At 35.8% G+C, this 24,986-nt stretch carries 21 protein-coding genes; 11 read left to right on the forward strand and 10 right to left on the reverse strand.

Features of this window, described 5'->3' with window-relative positions:
* Genes galE through MMF97_RS07255 form a run of 3 tightly spaced genes read left to right on the forward strand, consistent with a single transcriptional unit; the run spans position 1 to position 2,341 of the window.
* Positions 1-1,017, forward strand: a complete 1,017-nt coding sequence (gene galE / locus MMF97_RS07245; RefSeq protein ID WP_243360986.1) for a UDP-glucose 4-epimerase GalE — start codon at positions 1-3, stop codon at positions 1,015-1,017.
* Between the two features lies 1 nt (position 1,018).
* Positions 1,019-1,585 (forward strand): hypothetical protein, encoded by a 567-nt coding sequence (locus tag MMF97_RS07250; RefSeq protein ID WP_243360987.1) that lies wholly within the window; start codon positions 1,019-1,021, stop codon positions 1,583-1,585.
* A 15-nt stretch (positions 1,586-1,600) separates the two neighbouring features.
* Complete coding sequence (locus MMF97_RS07255; RefSeq protein ID WP_243360989.1) at positions 1,601-2,341, forward strand: tyrosine-protein phosphatase; 741 nt, start codon at positions 1,601-1,603, stop codon at positions 2,339-2,341.
* Positions 2,342-2,348: 7 nt separating this feature from the next.
* On the opposite strand, the gene MMF97_RS07260 is transcribed toward MMF97_RS07255, so the two are convergent.
* Complete coding sequence (locus MMF97_RS07260) at positions 2,349-3,581, reverse strand: ABC transporter permease (protein WP_243360990.1); 1,233 nt, start codon at positions 3,579-3,581, stop codon at positions 2,349-2,351.
* A gap of 87 nt (positions 3,582-3,668) precedes the next feature.
* The gene (locus MMF97_RS07265; RefSeq protein WP_243360992.1) at positions 3,669-4,022 is read right to left on the reverse strand and encodes a HesB/IscA family protein; all 354 of its coding nucleotides are present in this window, start codon (positions 4,020-4,022) and stop codon (positions 3,669-3,671) included.
* A gap of 89 nt (positions 4,023-4,111) precedes the next feature.
* Between MMF97_RS07265 and MMF97_RS07270 the strand changes: the two genes are divergently transcribed.
* The 3 genes from MMF97_RS07270 to dnaA all read left to right on the forward strand — a co-directional run bounded on the left by MMF97_RS07270 (position 4,112) and on the right by dnaA (position 7,828).
* The gene (locus tag MMF97_RS07270; protein ID WP_243360995.1) at positions 4,112-4,642 is read left to right on the forward strand and encodes a DUF7935 family protein; all 531 of its coding nucleotides are present in this window, start codon (positions 4,112-4,114) and stop codon (positions 4,640-4,642) included.
* A 12-nt stretch (positions 4,643-4,654) separates the two neighbouring features.
* Entirely contained in the window at positions 4,655-6,202 is a 1,548-nt protein-coding gene (locus MMF97_RS07275; protein WP_243360997.1) for an acyl-CoA mutase large subunit family protein, read from the forward strand.
* Positions 6,203-6,397: 195 nt separating this feature from the next.
* A complete protein-coding gene (gene dnaA / locus MMF97_RS07280) occupies positions 6,398-7,828 on the forward strand; it encodes a chromosomal replication initiator protein DnaA (RefSeq protein WP_243360998.1) in 1,431 nt (476 codons plus the stop codon).
* A gap of 327 nt (positions 7,829-8,155) precedes the next feature.
* On the opposite strand, the gene MMF97_RS07285 is transcribed toward dnaA, so the two are convergent.
* A complete protein-coding gene (locus MMF97_RS07285; protein ID WP_243361000.1) occupies positions 8,156-11,242 on the reverse strand; it encodes an AsmA family protein in 3,087 nt (1,028 codons plus the stop codon).
* 148 nt (positions 11,243-11,390) lie between these two features.
* Between MMF97_RS07285 and MMF97_RS07290 the strand changes: the two genes are divergently transcribed.
* The gene (locus MMF97_RS07290; RefSeq protein WP_243361002.1) at positions 11,391-11,798 is read left to right on the forward strand and encodes an RrF2 family transcriptional regulator; all 408 of its coding nucleotides are present in this window, start codon (positions 11,391-11,393) and stop codon (positions 11,796-11,798) included.
* A 58-nt stretch (positions 11,799-11,856) separates the two neighbouring features.
* The gene (locus MMF97_RS07295) at positions 11,857-12,504 is read left to right on the forward strand and encodes an NAD(P)-dependent oxidoreductase (RefSeq protein ID WP_243361004.1); all 648 of its coding nucleotides are present in this window, start codon (positions 11,857-11,859) and stop codon (positions 12,502-12,504) included.
* 56 nt (positions 12,505-12,560) lie between these two features.
* Here the strand turns inward: MMF97_RS07295 and MMF97_RS07300 are convergent, their stop codons facing one another.
* From MMF97_RS07300 to mnmD, 5 genes are read right to left on the reverse strand one after another with little or no spacing between them, the layout of a single operon-like run.
* Entirely contained in the window at positions 12,561-12,920 is a 360-nt protein-coding gene (locus MMF97_RS07300) for an iron chaperone (protein WP_243361005.1), read from the reverse strand.
* Between the two features lies 1 nt (position 12,921).
* Positions 12,922-13,728, reverse strand: coding sequence for a nucleoside triphosphate pyrophosphohydrolase (gene mazG, locus MMF97_RS07305; RefSeq protein WP_243361007.1), 807 nt, complete (start codon positions 13,726-13,728; stop codon positions 12,922-12,924).
* 5 nt (positions 13,729-13,733) lie between these two features.
* Complete coding sequence (locus MMF97_RS07310; RefSeq protein WP_243361009.1) at positions 13,734-14,039, reverse strand: hypothetical protein; 306 nt, start codon at positions 14,037-14,039, stop codon at positions 13,734-13,736.
* 4 nt (positions 14,040-14,043) lie between these two features.
* Positions 14,044-15,159: an AI-2E family transporter gene (locus MMF97_RS07315; protein ID WP_243361011.1), complete on the reverse strand. Its 1,116-nt coding sequence runs from the start codon at positions 15,157-15,159 to the stop codon at positions 14,044-14,046.
* Positions 15,160-15,171: 12 nt separating this feature from the next.
* Complete coding sequence (mnmD, locus tag MMF97_RS07320) at positions 15,172-15,840, reverse strand: tRNA (5-methylaminomethyl-2-thiouridine)(34)-methyltransferase MnmD (RefSeq protein ID WP_243361013.1); 669 nt, start codon at positions 15,838-15,840, stop codon at positions 15,172-15,174.
* A gap of 79 nt (positions 15,841-15,919) precedes the next feature.
* On the opposite strand from mnmD, the gene MMF97_RS07325 reads away from it, so the two are divergent.
* Entirely contained in the window at positions 15,920-16,258 is a 339-nt protein-coding gene (locus tag MMF97_RS07325) for an MmcQ/YjbR family DNA-binding protein (protein WP_243361014.1), read from the forward strand.
* 30 nt (positions 16,259-16,288) lie between these two features.
* Here the strand turns inward: MMF97_RS07325 and MMF97_RS07330 are convergent, their stop codons facing one another.
* Positions 16,289-18,328, reverse strand: coding sequence for a M13 family metallopeptidase (locus MMF97_RS07330; protein WP_243361016.1), 2,040 nt, complete (start codon positions 18,326-18,328; stop codon positions 16,289-16,291).
* Positions 18,329-18,612: 284 nt separating this feature from the next.
* Between MMF97_RS07330 and MMF97_RS07335 the strand changes: the two genes are divergently transcribed.
* The gene (locus MMF97_RS07335) at positions 18,613-20,574 is read left to right on the forward strand and encodes a heavy metal translocating P-type ATPase (protein ID WP_243361017.1); all 1,962 of its coding nucleotides are present in this window, start codon (positions 18,613-18,615) and stop codon (positions 20,572-20,574) included.
* A gap of 17 nt (positions 20,575-20,591) precedes the next feature.
* Here the strand turns inward: MMF97_RS07335 and recN are convergent, their stop codons facing one another.
* Positions 20,592-22,247, reverse strand: a complete 1,656-nt coding sequence (gene recN / locus MMF97_RS07340) for a DNA repair protein RecN (protein WP_243361019.1) — start codon at positions 22,245-22,247, stop codon at positions 20,592-20,594.
* 202 nt (positions 22,248-22,449) lie between these two features.
* On the opposite strand from recN, the gene MMF97_RS07345 reads away from it, so the two are divergent.
* Complete coding sequence (locus tag MMF97_RS07345; RefSeq protein ID WP_243361021.1) at positions 22,450-24,867, forward strand: outer membrane beta-barrel family protein; 2,418 nt, start codon at positions 22,450-22,452, stop codon at positions 24,865-24,867.
* The last annotated feature ends 119 nt before the right edge of the window (positions 24,868-24,986 follow it).

The following is a 24,986-nucleotide window of genomic DNA, read 5'->3' on the forward strand; positions in this document are numbered from 1 at the left end:
ATGAAAAAAATATTGGTAACAGGAGGCATTGGTTATATTGGGTCTCATACGGTTGTTGAATTGTACAATGCAGGTTATGAGGTGCTAATTGTAGATAACTTGTCTAATTCGAATATCAGAATATTAGATCAGCTATATAAAATAACAGGCAAAAGACACGAGTTTGTAGAACTGGATTTACAAGATAGTAGAGCGGTTGATGAATTCGCAAAGAATAACCAGGATATTAACGGTATTATTCATTTTGCAGCATATAAGGCCGTAGGCGAATCTGTTGAACAACCTTTAAAATATTATAAAAATAACTTTTACAGCCTTATTAATCTGCTGGTTGCGTATCCTCAAACCAATTTTGTGTTTTCATCATCATGTACTGTATATGGACAGCCAGATACTTTACCTGTAACAGAGCATAACCCTGTTAAAAAAGCAGAATCACCTTACGGGAACACTAAACAAATTGCCGAAGAGATTTTGGTAGAAACGGCTAAAGCAACGAAAGGTTTAAATGTAATTGCTTTACGCTACTTTAATCCGGTGGGAGCACATGCCAGTGCCTTAATTGGAGAGTTGCCTAACGGAGTTCCCCAAAATCTGGTACCATTCATAACACAATCGGCCATCGGTAAAAGAGGTCCGATAAAGGTTTTTGGTGATGATTACAATACACCTGATGGTTCGGCCATAAGAGATTATATCCACGTTGTTGATCTAGCTAAAGCCCATGTTGCTGCAATTAAACGATTGGAAGAAGGAAAAGTTGAAGGCTATGATGTATTTAATTTAGGGACGGGTAAAGGCTCTTCTGTATTGGAAATCATCAATGCTTTTGAACAATCAACAGGAGAAAAGCTGAATTACCAGATTGCACCACGCAGAGAAGGAGATATTGAAAAGATTTACGGAGATGTAACCAAATCAAAACAGGTTTTGGGCTGGCAAACAGAATTAGACTTGAATGAAATGATGGCTTCTGCCTGGAGATGGGAAAAATATCTGAAGGAAAATCCTTTTTAAAATGAAACTTAGTGAGCATCAGGAACTGAAACAAGCTATTTTATCTTTACCTGTAAAGGAGAAGGATAAGCTTTTGTTGAGACTGGTTGCCAAAGATAAAGTGCTTACAGAACGGCTCCATTTCATGCTTTTAGAAGATGAAAGTAATCTGGAAGAAAGGGTTGGACATTTGGAAGCAGAAATTAAGGATGTATGTGAAGCTCTACGTACACAACCGAAGTTAACGGCAAAAGATGTGCTGTTGAGCCTGCGTAAACTCAATAAAGAAATCAATCATTTTGCAAAAGTTACCAAATCAGATTTTGAAGAAATTAGACTAAAACTTCAGGTTTTAAAGCATGCTCCGTTAAAATTTAAATTCAAACTTTTTTCTTCTGCCAGAAATTATGAACAAACATTGGCTAGTTATGTAGTAAAATCAGTTTTGAATATTCATAAAAAATTTGTGAAACTCCATGAGGATTTGAGATTTGATCTGACGGGAGACTTTAATGAACTTTTGGAACATATATACCAAAGTGATGCAGCCTTTACGGCTAAAGAATTGAAACTTCCCAAAGAAATTTGATATTAAAATAAATACGTGTTGTTTAATCTATTTAAGAAAAAACCTAAAGAACCAGAGATAGACTTTAGCACTATTCGTACAGATATGCATTCGCATATTATCCCGGGCATAGATGATGGAGCTAAAGATATTCATGATTCTATTGAACTGGCTAAAAGATTTATAGACTTAGGTTACCGTAAACTTATTGCAACACCGCATATTATGGCAGATTTCTATCGTAATACGCCCGATACCATCAACCGTGGCTTAGATAGATTGAGAGAGGCCTTGCAAGCTAATAATATTGATTTGGAAGTAGATGCGGCGGCTGAATATTACCTGGACGAGGCTTTTCTTAATAAACTCGCTCGTAAAGAAATATTAAGCTTTGGAAATAATTACCTGCTTTTCGAATTGTCGTATATCAATCCGCCATCTAATTTAACTGATATTCTGTTTAAGATACAGGATGCAGGCTTTTACCCCGTTCTGGCACATCCCGAAAGGTATTCTTTTTATCATGGATCTATAGAGAACTATCTGCAGATTAAAGAAAGAGGATGCTTGTTTCAGCTCAACACCATAGCTTTAACAGGTTATTATGGAAAGGGAAGTAAAAAGATAGCAGAAGAACTGGTTGATCATAACTGTATAGATTTTTTAGGGAGCGATATGCACCATACCCGTCATGCAGATGCATTAAAAGCCAGTCTGTTTTCTCCGCATGTAGCTAAGCTGATCAATAGCTCACAGTTAAGCAATATATTGCTATAGCTATTGATTACTCGTAGCGCAAAGCCTCTACTGGATCTAATTTTGAAGCTTTTTTTGCAGGATAATAACCAGATACGATACCTACAATTACACAAAGGATAAATCCGCCGATAATAAACTTCCATGGAATGATAAAACCTCCACCCATAAACATGGAAATGAGGTTGCCTATACCAATGCCCAAAAGAATACCAAATGCACCTCCCAAAAGACAGATTACAATTGCTTCAATTAAAAACTGTTTTCTAACTACAGAAGGTTTAGCGCCTATCGCTTTTCTAACGCCAATTTCTCTTGTACGTTCTGTTACAGATACCAGCATGATATTCATTAGCGCAATAGATGCACCCAATAAGGTGATTACGCCTATAACAACACCACCAATTACCACTACCTGGAGGTTTTCTATCAGCGTTTGTGCAATGGCATCACTTTTTGTAATCTCAAAATTATTGGTTTCGCCTACTTTGATTTTTCTTATACTCCTAAAAGTAGAAGTTGCTTCGCCTATAATATTGTCTATAATATCACTGCTCGGCGACATTACCGTAATGGTATAAGATGGGTTGGCATTTGCATTGATAAGTTTTGCCTTGAAAAGAGGCACATATACGGCCCTGTCAACACTTCCTCCCATGCTCGAACCTTTGGTAGCCAGAACACCAATTATCCTTAAGCGGTTATTCCCGGCTGCAATTATTTTATCTACAGCACTCTCGCCCTTAAATAAGGTTTTAGCAATTTCACCACCTATAATACAGATATTCGGTCCGTTAAGTGCTTCGCTTGCATTAAAGCTGCGGCCTTCTGCAAGTTCAAGCCCTTGAGCATTTAATCCATTTTCGTCAATGCCTTGTATATTGGTGTTAGGATTGGTTTTCTCATCACCATACTTTACCGTAGAACCACCACTGGCAAATACACTTATAGAAACTTTTGCAGGCGTATTAAGACGTTCTTTGAACTTCAGCGCATCTTCATATCTTATCGGTTTATAACTCTTGGGACGTTGTCCGGGGCCACCAATTCTGATACCTGTTCCGCGGTTTCTGATTGTAAATGAATTGGCTCCCATACTAGAAAACGCATCAGTCATTTTCTTTTCTATGGCGGCAATAGTTGTTAAAATGCCTACCAATGCTGATAAACCAATTGCAATGATCAATGCGGTAAGCATAGTACGCAAACGGTTACTCTTTATAGACTGAAATGCTAATCTTACGTTTTCGGTATAATTCATGAGTTAAAGAGGCTATTCAATTTATTGTAAAAATAAAAAGTCTCGTTGTTAAGACAACGAGACTTGATTAAATGTTACAAATTATTTTTAAACAGAGAAACTGGTTCCACAACCACATGTACTCGCTGCATTAGGGTTATTAAAAGTAAATCCCCTAGAATTTAAGCCATCTTGCCAATCAATTTGCATTCCAAGCAGGTACATCTGGTGGGCTTTATGCATAAAAACCTTAATATCATCAATGATATATTCCTGATCTCCGTCTTTTTTTTGGTCAAAACCTAAAACATAGTTCATTCCCGAGCAACCTCCGCCTTCAACTCCGACACGTAGTCCAAAGTTGTCAGCAATTTCTTGTTGGCTCCTTAACTTTTTTAACTCTTTTATAGCCCCTTCTGTAAAAGTTACTGGTGCAAATGTGGTATCAACTGAGTTACTCATTTTATTTCTATTTACGATTAACAAATATAAATATTTATGTACATTTTTGTCCCTAGCTTTATTAATATTACGGTAAATAAACAAATTCAATGAATCTTAATCAGCTTATATTACAGATTGTAGCCATAGCATTAGGTGGATCTTTTACAGTCTATATGGGGTATTTATTAATTAAAGGAGATCTTCAGGATTACTTTAAATTAAAAGCAGATAAAAACCAAAACAAAGACCACCAAACTCTATTATCTTTACGCTTACAAGCCTATGAGCGTTTAACCATATTTGTAGACAGAATCAATCCAGCTAATTTGTTAATAAGACTACATCAACAGGGTATAGACATGACTACTTTACAAGCTGTGGCGTTAAATGAGATCAATGCAGAATATCAACACAATATAACTCAACAGCTTTACATTGACGCAACTACATGGAATGTGATAAGAAAACTGAAAGATGATACCATTGCGATGATCAACAATGCTATTCATGGTTTGGCTGACGACAAAAGTGGGGTAGATATGAGTAAAAGGATACTCCAGCATATGAGCAATATTGATGAAAACCCCTATGAACTTACATTGAGCATGTTGAGAAAAGACGTGGCTAAAATGTTCTAAACATATTAGAGAATGACAGAGAAAGAAATAAAAACTACATCAGGTATTGAAATAAAACCTGTATATACTTTTGAGAAAGAGAACAAGGAGTTGCCAGGACAATTTCCGTTTACGCGGGGAATACAAAAAGATATGTATCGTGGACGTTTGTGGACGATGCGTCAATATGCCGGTTTCTCAACGGCAGAAGAATCTAATAAACGGTATCATTATCTTTTGGCACAGGGGACCATGGGGCTTTCGGTTGCCTTTGACCTGCCTACACAAATAGGTTATGATTCAGATCACCAGATGGCTGAAGGTGAGGTGGGAAAAGTGGGTGTAGCTATAGATTCATTAAAAGATATGGAAATTCTTTTTGATGGAATCGAGCTGCAAAAGATAACCACCTCTATGACGATAAATGCTACAGCTTCTATTTTATTAGCAATGTATATTGCTTTAGCCAAAAAGCAGGGAGCAGACTTGCAGCAAATTTCTGGGACAATACAAAATGATATATTAAAAGAGTATGCGGCTCGTGGTACTTATATCTATCCGCCAAAGCCTTCTATGCGTATCATTACAGATATATTTGAATACTGTAGTAAAGAATTGCCAAAATGGAATACCATATCTATATCAGGTTATCATATCAGAGAGGCGGGCTCAACAGCTGTGCAAGAACTGGCATTTACTCTATCTAATGGTAAAGCTTATTTAAAAGCAGCATTAGAAAAAGGACTTGATATTAATGTATTTGCAAAAAGGCTATCCTTTTTCTTTAACTGTCATAATAATTTCTTCGAAGAAATAGCCAAGTTCAGAGCTGCCCGCAGAATGTGGGCGAATATTACCAAGTCATTAGGCGCTACCGATCCAAAAGCTATGATGTTGCGTTTTCATACGCAAACTGGCGGATCTACTCTTACAGCACAACAACCTTTAAATAATGTAGTGAGAGTATCGAACCAGGCTTTGGCTGCAGTTTTGGGAGGTACACAGTCTTTGCATACCAATGGTTACGATGAGGCTTTATCCTTGCCTACAGAGGCGGCAGCAAAAATCGCTTTACGTACGCAACAGATTATTGCTTTTGAGACCGGCGTGACAGAAACTGTTGATCCTTTAGCTGGTTCTTATTTTGTTGAAGAGCTGACAGATCAGATAGAGCAGGCTGCTAATATATATATGGATAAAATAGATGTGATGGGTGGCTCTGTTACAGCAATAGAAAACGGATATATACAACAGGAAATAGCCAACTCATCTTATCAGTATCAGAAAGAGATTGAAAATGCAGAACGAATTATTGTAGGTGTAAATAAATTCGTTCAGGAGAAAGAGGAATTAAATGATGTGCTGAAAATAGATGATTCTATTAGACAGGTACAGGTACAGAAATTAATCAATTTAAGAACTGAACGTAATAACGAAGAAGTGGATAAAGCATTGCAACAGTTGAAAAATGCTGCAAAATCTGATCAAAATCTAATGCCTTTTATTTTGGTTGCGGTAGAGACCTACGCTACGCTTGGTGAAATAGCAGATACGATGAGGGAAGTGTTTGGAGAGTATTAAAATTAATGTTAAAAAATAGTTATCCACATTAAAAATTTAGGTTAAGCCTATTATGATATTGCTGGTTAAGTAGTTACAAATTAATTCTAAATTTTATTTTTTTTGTGGATAATTTTTTGAATATTCGAGTTCGCAAAAGCGCTCTAATAAGTGCCGCTTCTTAGGACTGAAAACCAATAAATTATAATAATTACTATGGAAAAAACTTGTACAGAAGTATGGAATAATTGCCTCCAAATCATTAAAGACAATATCCCGAACCAAAGTTTTAAAACTTGGTTTGAGCCGATATCAGCTTTAAAATTAGAAGGTAAAGTTTTAACCATCCAGGTACCAAGTTTATTCTTTTATGAATGGTTAGAAGAGCACTACGTTGGGCTGTTAAGAAAAACAGTAAAAAAGCAATTGGGCGAGGAGGGACGTTTAGAATACAATATCGTAGTCGATAACTCTTCAAGTACAGGATCTCCTTACACCACTAACATGCCGTCAAACGGAAATGGAGCAGAAGCTAAAAATCAGTCTATGCCTATTCCGGTAGCCATTAATAAAGATATTAAAAACCCGTTCATTATACCGGGCCTTAAAAAACTGAACGTAGATCCTCAGTTAAATCCTAATTATACTTTTGATAATTACATTGAAGGAGATTGCAACCGTTTAGCCAGATCAGCTGGTTATGCTGTGGCTGCAAAACCGGGAGGTACTTCTTTTAATCCTTTAATGATATATGGTGGCGTGGGTTTGGGTAAAACACACTTGGCTCAGGCTATAGGTAACGAGATTAAACGTAACCTGCCAGATAAACTGGTTATTTATGTTTCGTGTGAGAAATTTTGCCAGCAGTTTGTAGACTCATTAAAGAATAATACGATTAACGATTTTGTTAATTTCTACCAGGCAATGGATGTGATCATTATGGACGATGTACATAATTTTGCCGGAAAAGAAAAAACGCAGGATATTTTCTTCCATATCTTTAACCATTTACACCAATCAGGTAAGCAGATTATTTTAACATCTGATAAAGCTCCTAGAGATTTAGCCGGGTTAGAAGAACGTTTATTGAGCAGATTCAAATGGGGATTATCGGCAGATTTACAGGTGCCTGATCTTGAAACCAGGGTAGCCATTCTTAAAAAGAAAATGTATGCCGATGGTATAGAATTACCAGGAGAAGTAATAGAATATGTTGCGCACAACATAGACAATAACGTAAGAGAGCTTGAAGGTGCAATGGTTTCTTTACTTGCACAGTCAACTTTAAATAAGAAAGACATCGATTTAGCGTTAGCTAAACAGATGCTTAAGAATTTTATTAAAAATACATCCAAAGAGATATCAATGGAGTATATCCAAAAATTGGTTTGCGAGTACTTTGAAGTTCCGGTAGAAATGGTGAAATCGCAAACCCGTAAGCGAGAGATTGTACAGGCACGTCAAATCTCTATGTATTTATCTAAAAGCCATACCAAATCTTCGTTAAAAACCATTGGTGCATTTTTTGGAGGCCGAGATCACTCAACAGTAATCTATGCTTGTCAAACGGTAGAAGACTTAATTGAAACAGACAAGAAGTTTAAAGCTTATGTTAATGACATACAGAAAAAGCTTAAAATGAGTTAAATAAAAATGTATTCTCTGATAGCCTCCGATTAAAAATCGGGGGCTTTTTTATGAACCGTAAAAGAGAATAAGGGGGTATCTAAAACTGATTTTTTGTTTTTTCAAAATACCTACTAATTGGTATTTGATTTTGTAACATTTTTGCTTAAATTAGAATGTAGTTAGTTATTGATGATTGAGTCTATAACTAAGAGATCGGCGGAAATAATAAAGCGGTTTAGTAACCTGCTCTCATTTCTAAATAACCGATTATTTGAGCTGACTTTAATGTTTTATAAAAATAATAAAATAGTAAAGTAATAGTTATTTTCAGGAAGAGGGCAATTTTTAATTGCTCTCTTCTGTTTCTTCCAGCTTACCTTCTTTATTACGTTTTAATTTAACCACGGGCTTTTCCTGTGTACCGGTTACGCTTAAAGGAATACCAATAATGCCGAATGGAGGCAAACCTAATCTGCCACTTAAATTTATTTTGCCATCAAAACTTACCTGCCCTTCAAAACGCGGTCTGAAACCGGCTATTTTCATTTTGGTGCGTTCTATAGTGATGACATTATTCTTAATAGTAGATTTTACTTCTATATCTTTTAAATGAGGATTATTTAAACTGTCTCTGCCAGTTGTTTTACTCACGGCATTCATCATCTTAAATCCAGCAAGTTTAACGTCTTTCAGAGTTAAAACACCTTCACCTTTAATAGAAGGAAAAATAGGGTACATTTCATCATTTAATTTACCACTTAACTGATAATTCAGTCCAACTAAGCCCTTAACATTAGAGGCAGATGAAACCATGTCTCTGAAGAGCTGTATCTCTTTGTATGCTCTTGAAATATCAAAGTTTTCTGCGGCAAGTTTAAAATCAAACATAGCCGTTAATGGAGACATACTTTTATACATTGCGCTCATATTAACAGTTGCGCCTGCTAATTCGAAACCTGTTTCTTTAAGATTTATGCTGCCATTGCTAACTTGCATATTTCCTTTGGCATTTTTAATATTTAAGCCATTATAAAGAACCTGTTTTGCATTTGCTTGGAAAATAATATCTAAGTTGCTAGGGACCAATATTACACCTTTGGTACTCGATTTATTCGCTTGTGTGTCATTACCATCGGCAAAGACCATAAATTCATCAGCTACGAGCTTATTGCTGTTCAACACAAACTTTCCTTTGAGCTTCTCTTTATCATCAAATACATAGTTGATGTAATTATTCAGGTCGCCATTAAGATTGAAATCTGATGAGCCATATGAAGCTTTAAATTCGTCAAATTTTAGAACAGAAGGTGTAAAAGAAAATTTCCCACTGCTGATCATAAAACTTTTCGGGAAAATATCTGTATTAATATCCAGGTCTTTAATGCGCATAATACCACTATTGTTTAACCTGTTATACCTACCTGCCATGGCATCGCTTTGGATACCCTTTAATGAAAAATTAGTATAAATAAAGCCTTTAACCTGATAACCCTTAACCGCAAATACTTTATAGATCTTTTCAAGATCCAGACTACCTCTCGAAGCAATATCATATGAAACATTGTCGAGATTGTTAACCTGTGCTTTTAATAAGAAAGGCTGATTGGCCATTTCAAATGAAATAGGTTTAATATTTAAGGTAGTGCCTTTAAGTGTGCCATCTGTGTTTACGATCATGGCATCTATATTGATTTTTTCAAGGGCTTCACTAAAATTAGCAGTTTTAATGTAGCCTTCGTCCAGTTTAACCGAGGTTGTAGTTACAGGAAATTGCTTTTTTGATTTGTTATAAGAACCTTTACTATTTAGATCTATAGATAGTTTCCCTTTTAAAACCAGGTCTTTAATCGGGTAGAAATTTTTGATCTCGGCAAAATTGATTACAGTTTTTAATCCTGCGTCTATGGTAAAGTTATTAATGGTTTGTAAACGGGCGTGCCCTTTTATATAATTAGACATTGCATTAATATCTACATCGTTAAAGGCTAATACCGTGTTTTTATAGTCCCCGTCATTATTATGACCTGTAAAATTAAAACTGATTTTATCAATGGCAGATGGCAGAGCGGCATATTTGAAATACCCGTTAGTTAATGTTATGCCTGCATCAAAGCGAGGTACAGTTGCGATAACAGTATCTGTTTTTCTTATGCCACTTTTAATAATTTTTCTACTGAATTTTCCGTCAGCGTTGATGTTCATAACCAATTTACCTTTCATAACTACGCTGTCTAAATTGATGATTTTAGCCCAGTTTTCGAGGTTAATGTTAGAACGGGTTCGGGTATAAATCTCAGGTTCTTTTAAACCCTTTATCTTGGTTACCGAAGCAAAAAAGTCTTTATCAATATTAAAGAACAAACTATCCATGTTTACATTTAAACTATCCGGATTAAGCCCTGGCAGAGAGGTATGCAGGTTAAGGAATAGGTTCTTAATGGTTTGTGGAGTATTTGGATTGGTGATTTCTCCATCCCTGATCTTCATATTAAAAGTTAAAGAAGGCATGGTGTGATTGTGGGCCATGTATTTTCCAATTAAAGCTGCATCTATTTCTCCATATCCTTTAATTTTTGTGCGCTCCATACGATCGGCAATTTCAGGTGGAAGAGCTGAAAAAATTCCTTGCAAATCGGTCTCTTTAGCTTTGGTCCTGAAATCCAAGTCATATCCATCTTTTAAGAAAGAGAATCTACCTACAAATTGAATAGGTAAATCATTGATACGGAGATTGTTCTCGTCAAAAATAAGGTCAAGAGAATTTGTATTTATTTTGGTAACGAGTTTAGCGTTAAGTTTCTTGTTTAATAAATAAGGTGTGTTTGCGTAATAGATATTTGCACTTTTTATCTTTAACCTACTTTTTAGATCAAATATAGCATGGCTTAAGTCACCTGTTCCACTATAATTGAGCTCTTCTGCCTTAATCAGCATGGGTATAGATTTATCATGGTAAAGCAGATTGGTATTCTTGATATAAATACCACTGATCTTTAAAGCTGTGCTGCTTGTATCAGCAGGTTTATCTGTTGCTGGCTTGCTTTCGTAAACATTATAATTTGCCCTTCCGGCAGAGTCGGCCAATATATTGATCTTGCCATTGTCTATATAGAATTTGTCCACTTTAATCTGCTTGCCAAATAAAGAAAACAAGTCCACACCTAATGATAATTGTTCGGCATACAATAAAGTATCATTTTTAAAGGGTTCAGAACCCTTGAGCAAAAATGAGTTTAAGTTTAGAGTAAGGGAAGGGAAATGGCTAAAAAAAGACAGACTTGTACTTTTAAATGCAACCTCGCCCTTAATGTTTTTATTAATGAGACTGGTAATTTTTTGATTTACCGTTTGAGGAATTAAGAGAGGAATAAGGAATAATAAGGCCAGAATAGAAACCAGTGTTATGCCAGTAATTTTAAAGATCTTCTTCAATTTGAATGTTGTAGGGTTAACTTTTGCAAAGATAGAGTTTAAAATAGTTAAGGTCAATCTATTATCATATTTAAAATGAATTGTCTGATTGATTTTTAAGATTAATTATTGTTTGTTACTTTTGAACTGTAATATTTTTTGATACAGAATGAATAACGGAAGATTTGCCATTGCCTTACATATACTGGTTTTGTTAACTAAAAACCAAGGTGAGCTGTTGTCATCAGAATATATTGCAGGCAGTATCAATATCAATGCTGCAATGGTACGTAAAGCCTTACAAGGTTTAAAGCAAAAAGGTTTTGTTCAAAGTAAGGAGGGAAAACATGGCGGAGTAAGTTTAGCGAAAAACCCTCAGGATATTATATTGTCTCAAATCTATAGTAGCATAAGAGAAACAGCTATTTTAGGAAGTAAACAACAACCCAATCCAAACTGTTTAGTAGGAAAGCAAATTAATACACATCTCGATACTTTGTATAGGGATGCAGAAAAGGCTTTGGTTGAGGCTTTAGGAAAGCAAACCTTATTGGAGTTTGCGCAAAAGTTTAAGTAAAATTTTTTATCTTAAACTGTAATAAGAATAGTTACAATTATAATTAAAATATAGATATATGAAAGTAGTAGTAATTGGAGCCACAGGGTTTGTTGGCAAAAATCTGGTAAATGAACTGGCAAATAGGGGGCATCAAGTTTTAGCGATTGTCCGTAATACTGAGAAGGTGGATGCAAAAGAGAATGTTGAAACTAAAAGTATAGATATTACCAATTCTGATGAATTAAAGCATGCAATTGAAGGAGCAGATGCGGTAATCAGTGCATTTAACGCAGGATGGACCAATCCTAATCTTTATCATGATTTTATTGAAGGCGCAGAAAGCATTCAAAAAGCAGTAATCGAAGCTGGCGTTAAACGATTTATTGTGATTGGTGGGGCCGGCAGTTTGTATATTGATGGTAAACAACTGGTTGACGGAATAGATTTTCCTGAAAATATTAAACCGGGTGCTACAGCTGCCAGAGACTACCTTGAAACCCTAAAAAAAGAAAATAATTTAGACTGGACCTATTTCAGTCCTGCAATTGAAATGCATCCGGGTATTGAGATAGGGAGAACGGGACATTACAGACTAGGTTTAGAGAATCCAGTGTTTGATGAAAATGGTCACTCTATACTTTCTGTAGAAGATGTTGCAGTAGTTATTGCAGATGAACTGGAGCAAAGCAAACATGTTAAACAACGTTTTACGGCAGCTTACTAAGCAAAAAGTATAAAATCGTAATAGATAACCTCGCTGGCTTGGTTTGTTTTGCGGGGTTATTTTTTCTTATTAAGATTTTGTTGAAGGCAGAACAATACAACCTTTTTGATCAATGGTTTAGGAAGCGGTTCTGTAATTGAAAATTGTATGGTGCCTTTTGAAGTTTTGTAATTTTTAAGCTCATCTGCAAAATGAACAATGGCTGCTGCGCCGGGATAAAGTCCGATGTGATTTATATAACCGGCAAAATGTATCAGATTACCATTAAGCTTAAATGTAGGTATGCCATAACTGATAACCTGAGTGGCTTCAGCGGGAAGAAGGTCTTTAATGAAAGATCTGATTTCTTGTAATAATTTTTGTATATCAGCCGGAAAAGTAGCTATATACTCATCAACGTTTTGCGGTTTATTCATTTCAATGTCTTTTTGCTTCATTCCAATATACATCCATTTCGGCAAGAGTCATATCTTGTAAAGCTTTTCCATTTTCCTTGGCTTTCTGCTCTAAATATTGAAAACGCTTTATAAATTTTTTATTGGTTTTTTCCAATGCATTTTCAGGGTTTATATTGATAAAACGGGCATAATTTACGAGAGAAAAAATCAAGTCACCAAATTCTGCTTCTGCTTTTTCGGTATCAATATCTTCGTCCTTTTCTATATTGAACTCTGCTTTAAATTCTTGTAATTCTTCTTCTACTTTTTGCCATACCTGTTCTTTTTTATCCCAGTCAAAACCAACTCCTCTTGCTTTTTCCTGTATTCTTCCGGCCTTAACCAAAGCAGGCAAAGATGAAGGGACACCTGCCAAAACAGATTTATTACCTTCTTTTAATTTAAGTTGTTCCCAGTTTCTTTTTACATCATCTTCATTCTTTACTTCCACATCGCCATAAATATGAGGATGACGGTTAATAAGCTTATCACACACACCATTTAATACATCGGTGATGTTAAAGGTATTTGTTTCGCTTGCTATACGGGCATAAAATACCAGATGCATCATAAGGTCTCCCAACTCTTTTTTAATCTCCTGCATATCCCCATCCAGAATTGCATCAGATAATTCGTAAGTTTCTTCTATGGTTAAATGCCTCAGCGTTTCCATGGTTTGTTTCTTATCCCATGGGCATTGTGTACGTAGTGTATCCAGCACATTCAATAAACGTAGAAAAGCGAGTTCGGGTGTTGCGGCACTTAAAGGAGCTATATTTGCAGGCATTTTATTTAAATAATATTTAATACAATCAAAATTGTGGTGATAAAAAGAACAATTAAACCGCAAAGAAACAAAACATCAGCTGCACCTTCTAGCTTATTTGATCTTGCATGTGCCTTACTGCGTAAGGACAGGAAAGAAAGAAAACAACTGGTCATAAAAATAACAATGGCCAATGCGGCACCTTCATCAATATAAGTAGATTGATTGAGTTTTGAGATCTTTACAGAGGTTAAAACAATGAAACAGAAGCCCAGCAAATTGGCTGAGGTACTTAGTAAATGTGGTGCCTTTGGATGATTTTGATCTGACATATGTTTACTCTGCTTCTTCTATGCGTATTTTTTTGGTAAGTTGAAAACTACGGCGTTTTCTTGTTTTTCTTTTGGGTTGCTCGCCAAATAAAATAGCCCATGCTTTAAGCTCATCTATATTGGCAAAAATAATTTTCATCATGGCCAGATAGGGGATACATAAGAACATACCTGCTATACCCCAGATCATTTCGCCCAGAACAATACCTATAAAGGCGATTAAAGCATTGATTTTAACTTTTGATCCTACAACCAGAGGCATCAGTATGTTCCCATCAATGGCATGTACACCAACAAATATAAACACAACTACAAGTGCCTGAGCGCCACCAGCGGTTGCAAAGGTTATGAGTGTGCTTATGATCAATGCAATAGCGATGCCCAAATAAGGTATAATGTTAAAAATGCCGGCAACAAGCCCCAGTAAAATTGCATATTTAACCCCTAAGATGGACAGCGCTGTTATCATTAGGGTAGTTACAATAAGCATTTGTATGAATAAACCTGTAATGTATTTTTTAATGATGCGTTGTATTTCGTTAACTATACTGTTTACCTTTTCTTTGTGCTCTTCTTTAAATACAGAAGTTAAAAATCTAAAGAGCAAACGACGATAGTTGAGCAGGAAAAAGGTAAAAAGTATAGTAAAACCCAAAAATAAAAGACTGGAAGAGAGCGTAATTATAGTGGTACCTAATACTGCAGCACCACTTGATAAGGCCTGTTCGGCAGTATTGCTAATATAAGATTGTTGTTTATAGGTATTGATATGGAATGTTTTGGATATCCAGATCTGAAGCTCATGAAAAGCTTTGGTAACCTCTTTTACCAGTAATGGCCAATCGGTCCATAATTCGCTAAGCTGGGCTGCAAAGAAATAAATAATAGCATATAATACAGCTATCATGGCAATCACAGCTACTATGGCAGCAAGACTTCTTCTGAATTTAAGTTTATACTCAAGAAAATTAGTCAACGGTAAAAGTAAGAGTGCCATCAGTAAAGAAAATAGAAGAGGAGCTAACAGACTTTTACCTAAGATTGCTAAATACCCTGACATCAGGATGGCTAACAACACTAAGGCAAAATGAGCAATAAATGGTAATTTTAGGTCTTTCATGGTATGATATATTTAATGTTTTAATGCCCTTAACATTTCTCTTTTCCCAGGAGCTCCTTTGATCTTTTCTATTTCAAATCCACAACTTTTTACTGCTCGTTTCAAATTTCCTGTAATAGCGTAAGTAATAAAAATACCTCGGCTTTTTAAGAAACTACAGGTATGAGCAATAATTTCATTGCTCCACATTTCGGGTTGATGTCTTACTGAGAAAGCATCATAATAAACAATATCGTACTTATCTGTACTGGTAAACTGTTCAAGTGCCAAATGTTTGATTTCAAGTGTGCAATTAGCTGTAAGTTGTACTTTGCTCGTTTTAGCCTTTTCATAATTTTCAGTAAAAATATCCCAGGTTTCTGGAGTAACAAAATTCTGATAACCAGTTTGTTTAATTATATCAACTGATAAAGGAAATGCTTCTATGCCGGTATATTGTAATTTGATATTGTTTTGCAGGCAGAAATCAAGTGTTAATATAAAATTGAGGCCGGTACCAAAGCCTACTTCAAGTATGCGTACATGGTTGGTTTCTTCTAAGCTTAGAAAATGTTTTAATCCCGATTGGATAAAAACGTGCTCACTTTCCTGCAGTGCACCATGCGAAGAATGGTAATGTTCGCCAATAATAGGATTAAATAAAGTATTAGACCCGTCGGCAGTTTGTACTAAAACATTCATTCTCTAAAATTAATGATTAAACATCAATATGCTCTTTTTGTTTTTAAATTTATAGGTGAATAGAAATACTTATTATCGTATGAATATAGAAAGCCTTAGAGAATTTTGTTTATCGCTACTCGGTACTACAGAAGATATTAAATGGGAACACTTATGTTTTTTGATAGAAGAGAAGATCTTTATCATTATAGCCATTGATGACCATTGCAGATTTTCTGTTAAATGCAACCCTGAAGAATTTGATGAACTGGTTGCCAGACCAGGAATAAAGCAGGCCAGTCATATGGCTAAAAGACAATGGATTGAAGTAGAAAATCTGGAAGTCTTAAAAGAAGAAGAGCTAAAACAAAGAATTCAAGATTCCAGAGCTTTGATCTTGGCTAAATTGCCCAAAAAGACACAGGCTAAGTACCAATAAAAAAGGAGGCTTTAAGCCTCCTTTTTTATTTTACCAAAGTCTAATTCTGTCTTCAGGTTTTTTGTATAATTTATCACCTGGCTTCACATCAAAAGCCTCATACCATGCATCCATATTTACAGGAGCACCAATTGTTCTGTATGGGCCTGGCGAGTGTGTATCGGTTTTAATCAGCTGAGCAGCTGTTTCAGGAAGAATATTTCCTCTCCATACCTGCGCCCATGCCAGGAAGAAACGCTGATCAGGAGTAAAGCCATCTATTTTCGCTTTACTTTGACCTTGTTTAGTCATTTTAAACGCGGTATAAGCGGCGTTTAAACCACCTAAATCGCCAATATTCTCACCCATGGTTAATTTACCATTTACGTGAATAGTATCTAAAACTGTATAAGCATCAAATTGTTCGCCTAAAAGTTTGGTCTTGGCATTAAACTTAGCTCTGTCTTCATCAGTCCACCAGTTTTTTAGGTTTCCATCTTTGTCATATTGACTACCTGTATCATCAAAACCATGACTCATTTCATGACCTATAACCGCGCCGATACCTCCGTAATTTACCGCATCGTCAGCACCAGGATGGAAGAACGGGAATTGTAATATACCTGCCGGGAAAACAATCTCGTTCATGGTTGGGCTATAATACGCATTTACCGTTGGAGGAGTCATACCAAAACGTGTACGGTCTACAGGTTTACCTAGCTGGCTGATGTTATCTTTGAAACCCCAAATGCCAGCATTACGTAGGTTCTGGAAATAAGTATCACGTTTGATCACCAAGCCATCATAATTTCTCCATTTTGTGGTATAACCTACTTTAGGATAAAAAGCATGTAGTTTTGCAAGTGCTTTTTCCTTAGTGGCATCGCTCATCCAATCCAGATTTTTGATTCTGATCTCAAAAGCTTTACGTAGATTTTTGATCATCTCATCCATACGGGCTTTGGCCTCAGGTTTGAAATATTTAGCTACATAAAGTTGTCCAAGTAAATCACCCAAAACCCCATCTGTTAACGAAGACATGCGCTGCCAGCGTGGAGTTTGTACTTTTTGTCCGGTCTGAACCTGCGTAAAGGCAAAACTTGCATTAACAAATGGAGAGCTTAAGTTATTGGCCGCTCCTTTAAGTATATTCCATTCTAAATATGATTTCCAGTCGGCAACAGAAACCGAGTTCAATAATCCATTTAGGGATTTAAAGAAACTAGGTGAGTTTACCAAAACGCTATCTTGGCCTTTTACACCTAGATTAGTTAGTGTAGTGCTCCAGTTGATATCTGGTGTTATTTTATTGAATTCAGAAATGGTCAATTTATTGTATGTTTTATAAGGATCTCTCATCTCAAGACGGCTCATTTGCGCCTCTGCTAATTTTTTCTCAATCCCAAAAACGGTTTTAGCTTTTTTTGCAGCTTCTTCCTTATCGTAGCCTATAAGGTTAAAAAGAGTGGTCATGTAAGCATCGTAAGCCTCTCTTATTTTCACGCTTCTACTGTCATCTTTTAGGTAATAATCTCTATCACTTAAGGTAGTACCACCCTGTGAAATGTTTACCATATACTTGGTCACATTTTTACGATCCTGGCCCACACCAAATCCATATAGAGCGCTGCCAATGCCATTGCTGCGCATATAAGTAACCTGATTGAGTACATCATTAAGGTTTGCGATGTGTTTAATTCTTTCAAGATCTGCTTTTATAGGTGTATAACCTAATTTTTCAATGGTTAAACTGTCCATTGCGGCAGCATAGAAATCGCCTACACGTTTGGTAACTGAGCCTGCCGGAGCAGTTTTATTGGCAGCAGCAGCTTCTACAAGACTTCTTACTGCGTTTACATTAAAATCTCTGAGTTCGTTAAAAGATCCCCAACGGGTTTCTTTGGCTGGAACAGGATTGTTTTTAATCCAGGTTCCGCTTGCATATTCGTAAAAATCATTGCCTGGCTTAACGCTCAAGTCCATATTTGCCGGGTCAATAAATTTTTTGGGTGCACTTTGGGCGTAAGCTGTAAAGCTTCCTGCAATGATACCCAAAGCAGCAAAGTAATTTTTAAGATAATTAACTTTCATGCCTTTAAATTAAGTTCTGGACACGAAAGTTAATTAAATGTTTGAAACAATTATTAAAAAGCAATAGAAATATTACTTGTTAAACCAGTAATAAATTTTGTCTAAGCCAAGCTTGCGGAAAATTTCATTATATAAAAACGATATTTTAAACAATTTCATTTTTGTAGCAGTTTATATAATTAACATTTTTTAACATTTTTTATTGTGTTTGACATAAAAATAACTTTGAAGCTATGTTTAAAATACTTATTATGCTTAGTTTTGAATAATTCTAAATAACAAAAATGGAATTCACAAAACACGCGCATACAGAAACTGAAGCAGCTTGTTGCAGTGTTCATGCTAAGCATGATCACTCTCATGATGATCATGATCATTCACATGGTGACGCTTCTTCATTTAAAACATATATCCCTGCTCTGCTGAGTTTGCTTTTATTGTTAGGTGGTATAGGGTTAGATTATGTTAAAGCTTCTTTTTTCGAAGGTTATATTAGGTTAGCCTGGTATTTATTAGCTTATATACCCGTAGGTTTTCCTGTATTGAAAGAGGCATATAGCACCATTATAAAAGGAGAGATTTTTACTGAATTTCTGTTGATGGGATTAGCAACCATAGGCGCATTGGCTTTAGGAGAATATCCTGAGGCGGTTGCTGTAATGTTGTTTTATTCTATAGGAGAGCTTTTTCAGAATGCGGCTGTAAACAAAGCTAAAAATAACATTAAGGCCTTATTAGATGTAAGACCTGATATTGCGCATTTAGAAGCCAATGGCAATTATAAAGATGTACAACCCAATACGGTTAAGATAGGAGATACCATACAGATTAGAGTAGGCGAAAAGGCACCTTTGGATGGTACACTTTTAAACGATAGCGCAAGTTTTAACACCGCAGCACTTACTGGAGAAAGTAAGCCAAAAACCATTAGGAAAGGTGAACAGGTATTGGCGGGTATGCTGAATCTGGAAAACGTGATCAGTTTAGAGGTTACAAAAAAATTTGAGGATAGTGCTTTGTCTAAAATTCTTGAGCTTGTTCAAAATGCAACTTCTAAAAAGGCCAAAACAGAATTGTTCATTAGAAAATTTGCAAAAGTATATACACCTATTGTATTCTTCCTTGCGCTTGCTTTGGTTTTTATCCCTTACTTTTTTGTATCTGATTATGAGTTTAGCCAGTGGTTATACAGAGGCTTGGTATTTTTAGTGATTTCGTGCCCTTGCGCATTGGTAATTTCTATACCATTGGGTTATTTTGGCGGTATTGGTGCCGCTTCTGGTAACGGAATTCTGTTTAAAGGATCCAATTACTTGGATGTGATCACACAATTGAACACGGTTGTAATGGATAAAACAGGAACCTTAACTCATGGGGTTTTTAAAGTTAAGGAACTCAAAAGTGAGATAGATGAACAGGAGTTCTTAACCTTGTTGGCCAGTTTAGAGAGCCAATCTACCCACCCTATTGCAAAAGCTATTGTTGCTTATTACGGTGAAAAATCATTTTTACCTTTAAGCGATGTAAAAGAAATTGCAGGACATGGACTTTCTGCGGTTATTGATGGCAAACAGGTAAGTGCCGGTAACGCAAAGTTATTGAAGAAAATGAAGGTTGCTTATCCGGCAGAAATAGATGAGAAAGTAGAAACCATTGTTTTGATGGCTGTAGATAATGTATATGCCGGTTATGTGCTCATTGCTGATGAAATTAAAGACGATGCTAAGCAGGCAATAATTGATCTGCATGCAAATGGAGTTAAAAAAGTAGTAATGTTAAGCGGAGATAAAGATGCGATTACGCAGAAAGTGGCCAAAGAATTAGGTATAGACAGCGCTTTTGGAGATTTATTGCCAGAGGATAAGGTGGCAAAACTTACCGAAATTAAAGCAGATCAAAGCAATGTAGTTGCTTTTGTAGGGGATGGAATTAATGATGCTCCGGTCCTGGCCTTAAGTGATATAGGTATGGCCATGGGCGCTTTAGGTAGTGATGTGGCAATTGAAACAGCTGATGTAGTGATCCAAAATGATATGCCAAGTAAAATAGCATCGGCTATTAAGATTGGTAAGGCTACCAAAAAGATTGTATATCAGAATATAGGCTTAGCTTTTGGGGTTAAGTTAATTGTACTGGTCTTAGGTGCAGGCGGACTGGCTACCATGTGGGAAGCTGTTTTTGCTGATGTGGGTGTAGCATTTCTGGCCATATTGAATGCAATAAGGATACAGAGAATGAAGTTTTAAGAAATACTGAAGTAGTCTCAGGTTGTTAACAAGGCTTTTGCATTTTGTAATGCAAACTCGTTAGGGTTTTTACCACTTAACATTTCTGCAATAGCCAGAACTCTTTCACTATCGTCAAGTTTTTTAATGCCGGTAGAAGTTTTCTGGTCTTGTTCACTCTTATAAACGAAATAATGATTTTTGCCTTTTGCTGCAATCTGAGGTAAATGTGTTATAGAGATGATCTGCATATTTTCACTTAATTTCTCCATAACCAGACCTACTTTCAAAGCAGTTTCGCCAGATATACCTGTGTCAATTTCGTCAAAAATAAGCGTTGCTAAAGATGTATTTTTTGCCAGCAAAGATTTAATAGCCAACATTAAACGAGATAACTCACCACCCGATGCAATTTTCTGTACAGGCGCAGGTGCCTGACCTAAATTGGCACTGAACAAGAAACCTATCTGGTTAATGCCGTCTTTTCTAAGCTGATCTTCTTCCTTTAAATCAACCAAAAGTTTGGCATTTGGCATACCTAAGCTATGCAAAACTCCAGTTATATGTTCTTGTACTTTAACAGTAGCTTTTTTACGGTTATCACTTATTTTTTTTGCCAATTCAAATAAATCGCTTTGTTGCTTTGAAATTGTTTTTTTAAGCACATCTATTTTTTCATGATAGGATGCACTTTCACTTAAACCTGTTTCTAACTGTTGTTGGATATCAATGAGCTCGTCAACTGAACTTACTTTATGCTTTTGCTGTAAAGTATAGATCAGGTTAAGGCGATCTTGGGTAGCCTGTAAAAGCTCGGCATTATGTAGCGTGTTTTCTTCTATTTTAGCGAGTTCAAAAGAGATATCCTTAAGGTCGATATTGATAGACCTTAACCTTTCGGACAAAGTTTCAATCTCTTTATCGTATTGTTCTACATTTCTTAACGCATGAGCGGCTTCTTTTAATTGACCGATAACATTATGCTCATTTTCATCTAAAAGTTGGAGGCAGTTATTAAGACTAATCTTGATACCTTCGGCATGTGTGAGTTTCTGAAGCTCCTGTTCTAATTGACTTTGTTCATCTGAAATTAAATTGGCAGCAGCCAGTTCATCAAACAAAAACTGCTCATAATCCTGTTTATTGGAAGCTTCAAGAGCCTTATCTTCTAAGTCTTTAAGTGTTTGCTCGTTAGATTTTAACTGCTTAAGTTGAGATTTGTAGTTAACGAGCATATCCTGTTGGCCGGCTACACTATCTAAAACCAGTAATTGAAAATCGCTGCTGTTGATTTCTAAAGTAGCATGTTGCGAGTGTATGGCAATTAAACGTTCGCCAATGTATTTTAAGGTATTCAGATTAACAGGTGTATCGTTAATAAAAGCTCTTGATTTACCGTCTATGGCAATCTCTCTCCTTAAAATATTTTCATCAAAGAAATCCAGGTCTTCGGCTTCAAAAAGTTCTTTCAGTTCATTATTAGAAACCTTGAAAATTCCTTCAATTACGCATTTTTTATCTTGATTATAAAAATATTTGCTTTCTACCCGCTGTCCTAAGATGAGGGATAAGGCACCCAAAATAATAGATTTTCCAGCTCCGGTTTCGCCTGTAATGATATTTAAACCATTGCCAAAAGTAATGTCAAGGCTGTCTATTAAAGCATAGTTACGAATAGAAAGTTTTTGTAGCATATCTTCGTGCTAAATTAACAAAAAACGACAGGCTTTTGAAATAGATTATATGAAATGAAACCCGGAACTAAAATAAAGATCAGGGAATCAGCTGGGTAAAACTTTGTATGCTTTTTTATCACCCTATTGTGCAACGCAGGCTAAAAAATCCCGTCTTGTAAAAAGAAATGCTTCAAAGCATTGAAATAACAAACAAGCACAAATGAAAACAATCAAACTATTTTTACTTTCTTTATTTGTAGCCGTGTGCGCGGTAAACATGGCTAATGCCCAGGAAAAAAACTGGCAGGTAAAAGGGATCATCTTAGATTCTCTGACTAAAAAACCGGGCGAATTTTTTACGGTTTCTCTTCAATTAAACGGAACGGCTTTAAAAAGTGTAGTGAGCGATGAGAATGGCAATTTTTCTATAGATAAGATCAGTACAGGTAATTACCTGTTGGTTATTGGTTCTTTGGGTTACAATACCAAGCATGTAGTACTTGAAGTTAAACAATCAGTTGATTTGGGTAAGATCTTGGTTATTTCTCAAAGCAATAAACTGGAAGAAGTTTCTGTGGTAGCCAGCAAACCCGTAATTAAGCAGGAGCCAGATAGGTTGAGTTATGATGTACAGGCTGATCCGGAGAGTAAGGTACTTAGCGTATTGGATATGATGCGTAAAATTCCTTTGCTTTCTGTTGATGCAGATGATAATATAAAATTGAAGGGTAATGGCAACTACAAAATCCTGATCAATGGTAAACCATCAGGCATGCTGGCAAGAGACCCAAAAGAGGTTTTAAAAACCATGCCTGCATCAAATATTCAAAAGGTAGAAGTCATTACTACACCTCCTTCTAAATATGAAAGTGAAGGGCTTGCTGGTTTAATTAATATTATTACCAATAAAAAAGCTACCAATGGTTACAATGGTAATCTTAACCTGCGAAACCAAACACCGGGCGGACCTGGTATAAATGGCAATTTAACTTTAAAGCAGGGAAGTTTTGGTGCATCTGTATATAGCGGAACAGGAATATGGCAGGTTGATGGTTTAAGAAATCAGGATATGAGATTAACAACAGGCCTTACTCCCGGAAGTCTTTTAGCCCTGGGCGAAACTAAGATAGATAACCGATGGGCATGGGGAGGTGCTGAGTTAAGTTATGAGATTGATTCACTTAACCTGATCACTGCCGAGATTAATCCATATGGTGGATTTAATGAACAAAATTCTATCAGACGTTTTAATATGAGAGATGGATCTCAACTAAGTAACTATGATATGAACGGAATTACACGTTATGAGTGGGGCGGAATTGAATACAATCTAAATTACCAGTTGGGATTTAAAAAGAAGAAAGAACATTTACTAACCCTTTCTTATAAATTATCTGATTATGGAAATCCGCAACATAATAAGGTTGATTTTTTAAACGAGGTTAATTATTCTGGAACCAATTATAAACAGGATAATGAAAGTAAAACCAAAGAACATACTTTTCAGCTCGATTATATCAATCCTTTTAAAAAGATCACTGTTGAAGCAGGTGCGAAGGTAATTTTAAGAGACGGTTCTGCTATTTCTGAACATTATAATTTAGATAGGGCCCAGAATACTTATTTATATGATGCTACGCAAAGTAATATTTATTACAATAACCAGAATATTTTTGGAGCATATAATTCTTATACACTGGTTCTAGATAGCACTTTAACATTTAAGGCAGGAGCAAGATTAGAAGCAACCTATGTTAATGGCGATTTTCGTTCTACAAACTCAATGGTAAAAAGTCATTACTTTAATTTAGTGCCTTCTGTATCTTTTAATAAAAAATTAGCGAACAGCCAGGCCATCAGTTTAGGTTTTACCCAGCGTTTACAACGCCCAAGTATTTATGACTTAAATCCTTTTGTAGATAAATCGAGGCCTAATTTTGAATATACAGGTAACCCTGATTTAAAAGCTGTGATCAGCAATAACTTTGAGCTAACCTATAGCAACTTTAAAAAAGGATCTTTAAACTTAAGTTTGAGCTATAATTTTGCCAACAATACGCAACAAACCGTTTATCAGTATTTTGAAGCACAAAATATTACACGGATAACCTCATTAAACATTGGCAAGAATAACTTGTTAGGCCTTAATATTAATTTCAATTATCCTATTACCTCAAAATGGAATGCAAACATTAATGGAAACCTTAATCAGGTATGGATACAAGGTGTAATCAATGGAGTAGATACTAAGAACAACGGTTTAACAGGTTACACTTCATTTAGCAGCAGTTATAAATTTGATAACGGCTGGAAACCGAGTGTTTCATTTAATTTTTCAGCACCTTCGGTAATGTTACAGGGTAAATCTAACAGCTTCTATTTTATGGGCTTTAACGTAAGTAAAGATCTGATTAAAGATAAACTTACTTTATTTGCTATGGTAGCTAACCCTTTTAAACAGTATAATGTTTATAAAAACTCAACAGAGGGAAGCAACTTTACCCAAGAGCGTTTAAACTATAATATCTACCGTCGTTTTACTGCAAGTTTGAACTGGAAATTTGGGAAACTTACAGACGGGATTAAGAAAAATGAAAGACGTATCAATAATGACGATACAAAGAAATCTAGCAACTAAGCTTTAATCAAAGCTTATAAATGAGGGCGTATAAAAGGAAGGCTCGTCATTCTGAACTTGTTTCAGGATCTGAGCTCCTTTATACGCCCTTTTATATTTTAACCATTTATAATTATTCA

The organism is Pedobacter montanisoli (assembly GCF_022809115.1).
GTDB lineage: Bacteria > Bacteroidota > Bacteroidia > Sphingobacteriales > Sphingobacteriaceae > Pedobacter > Pedobacter montanisoli.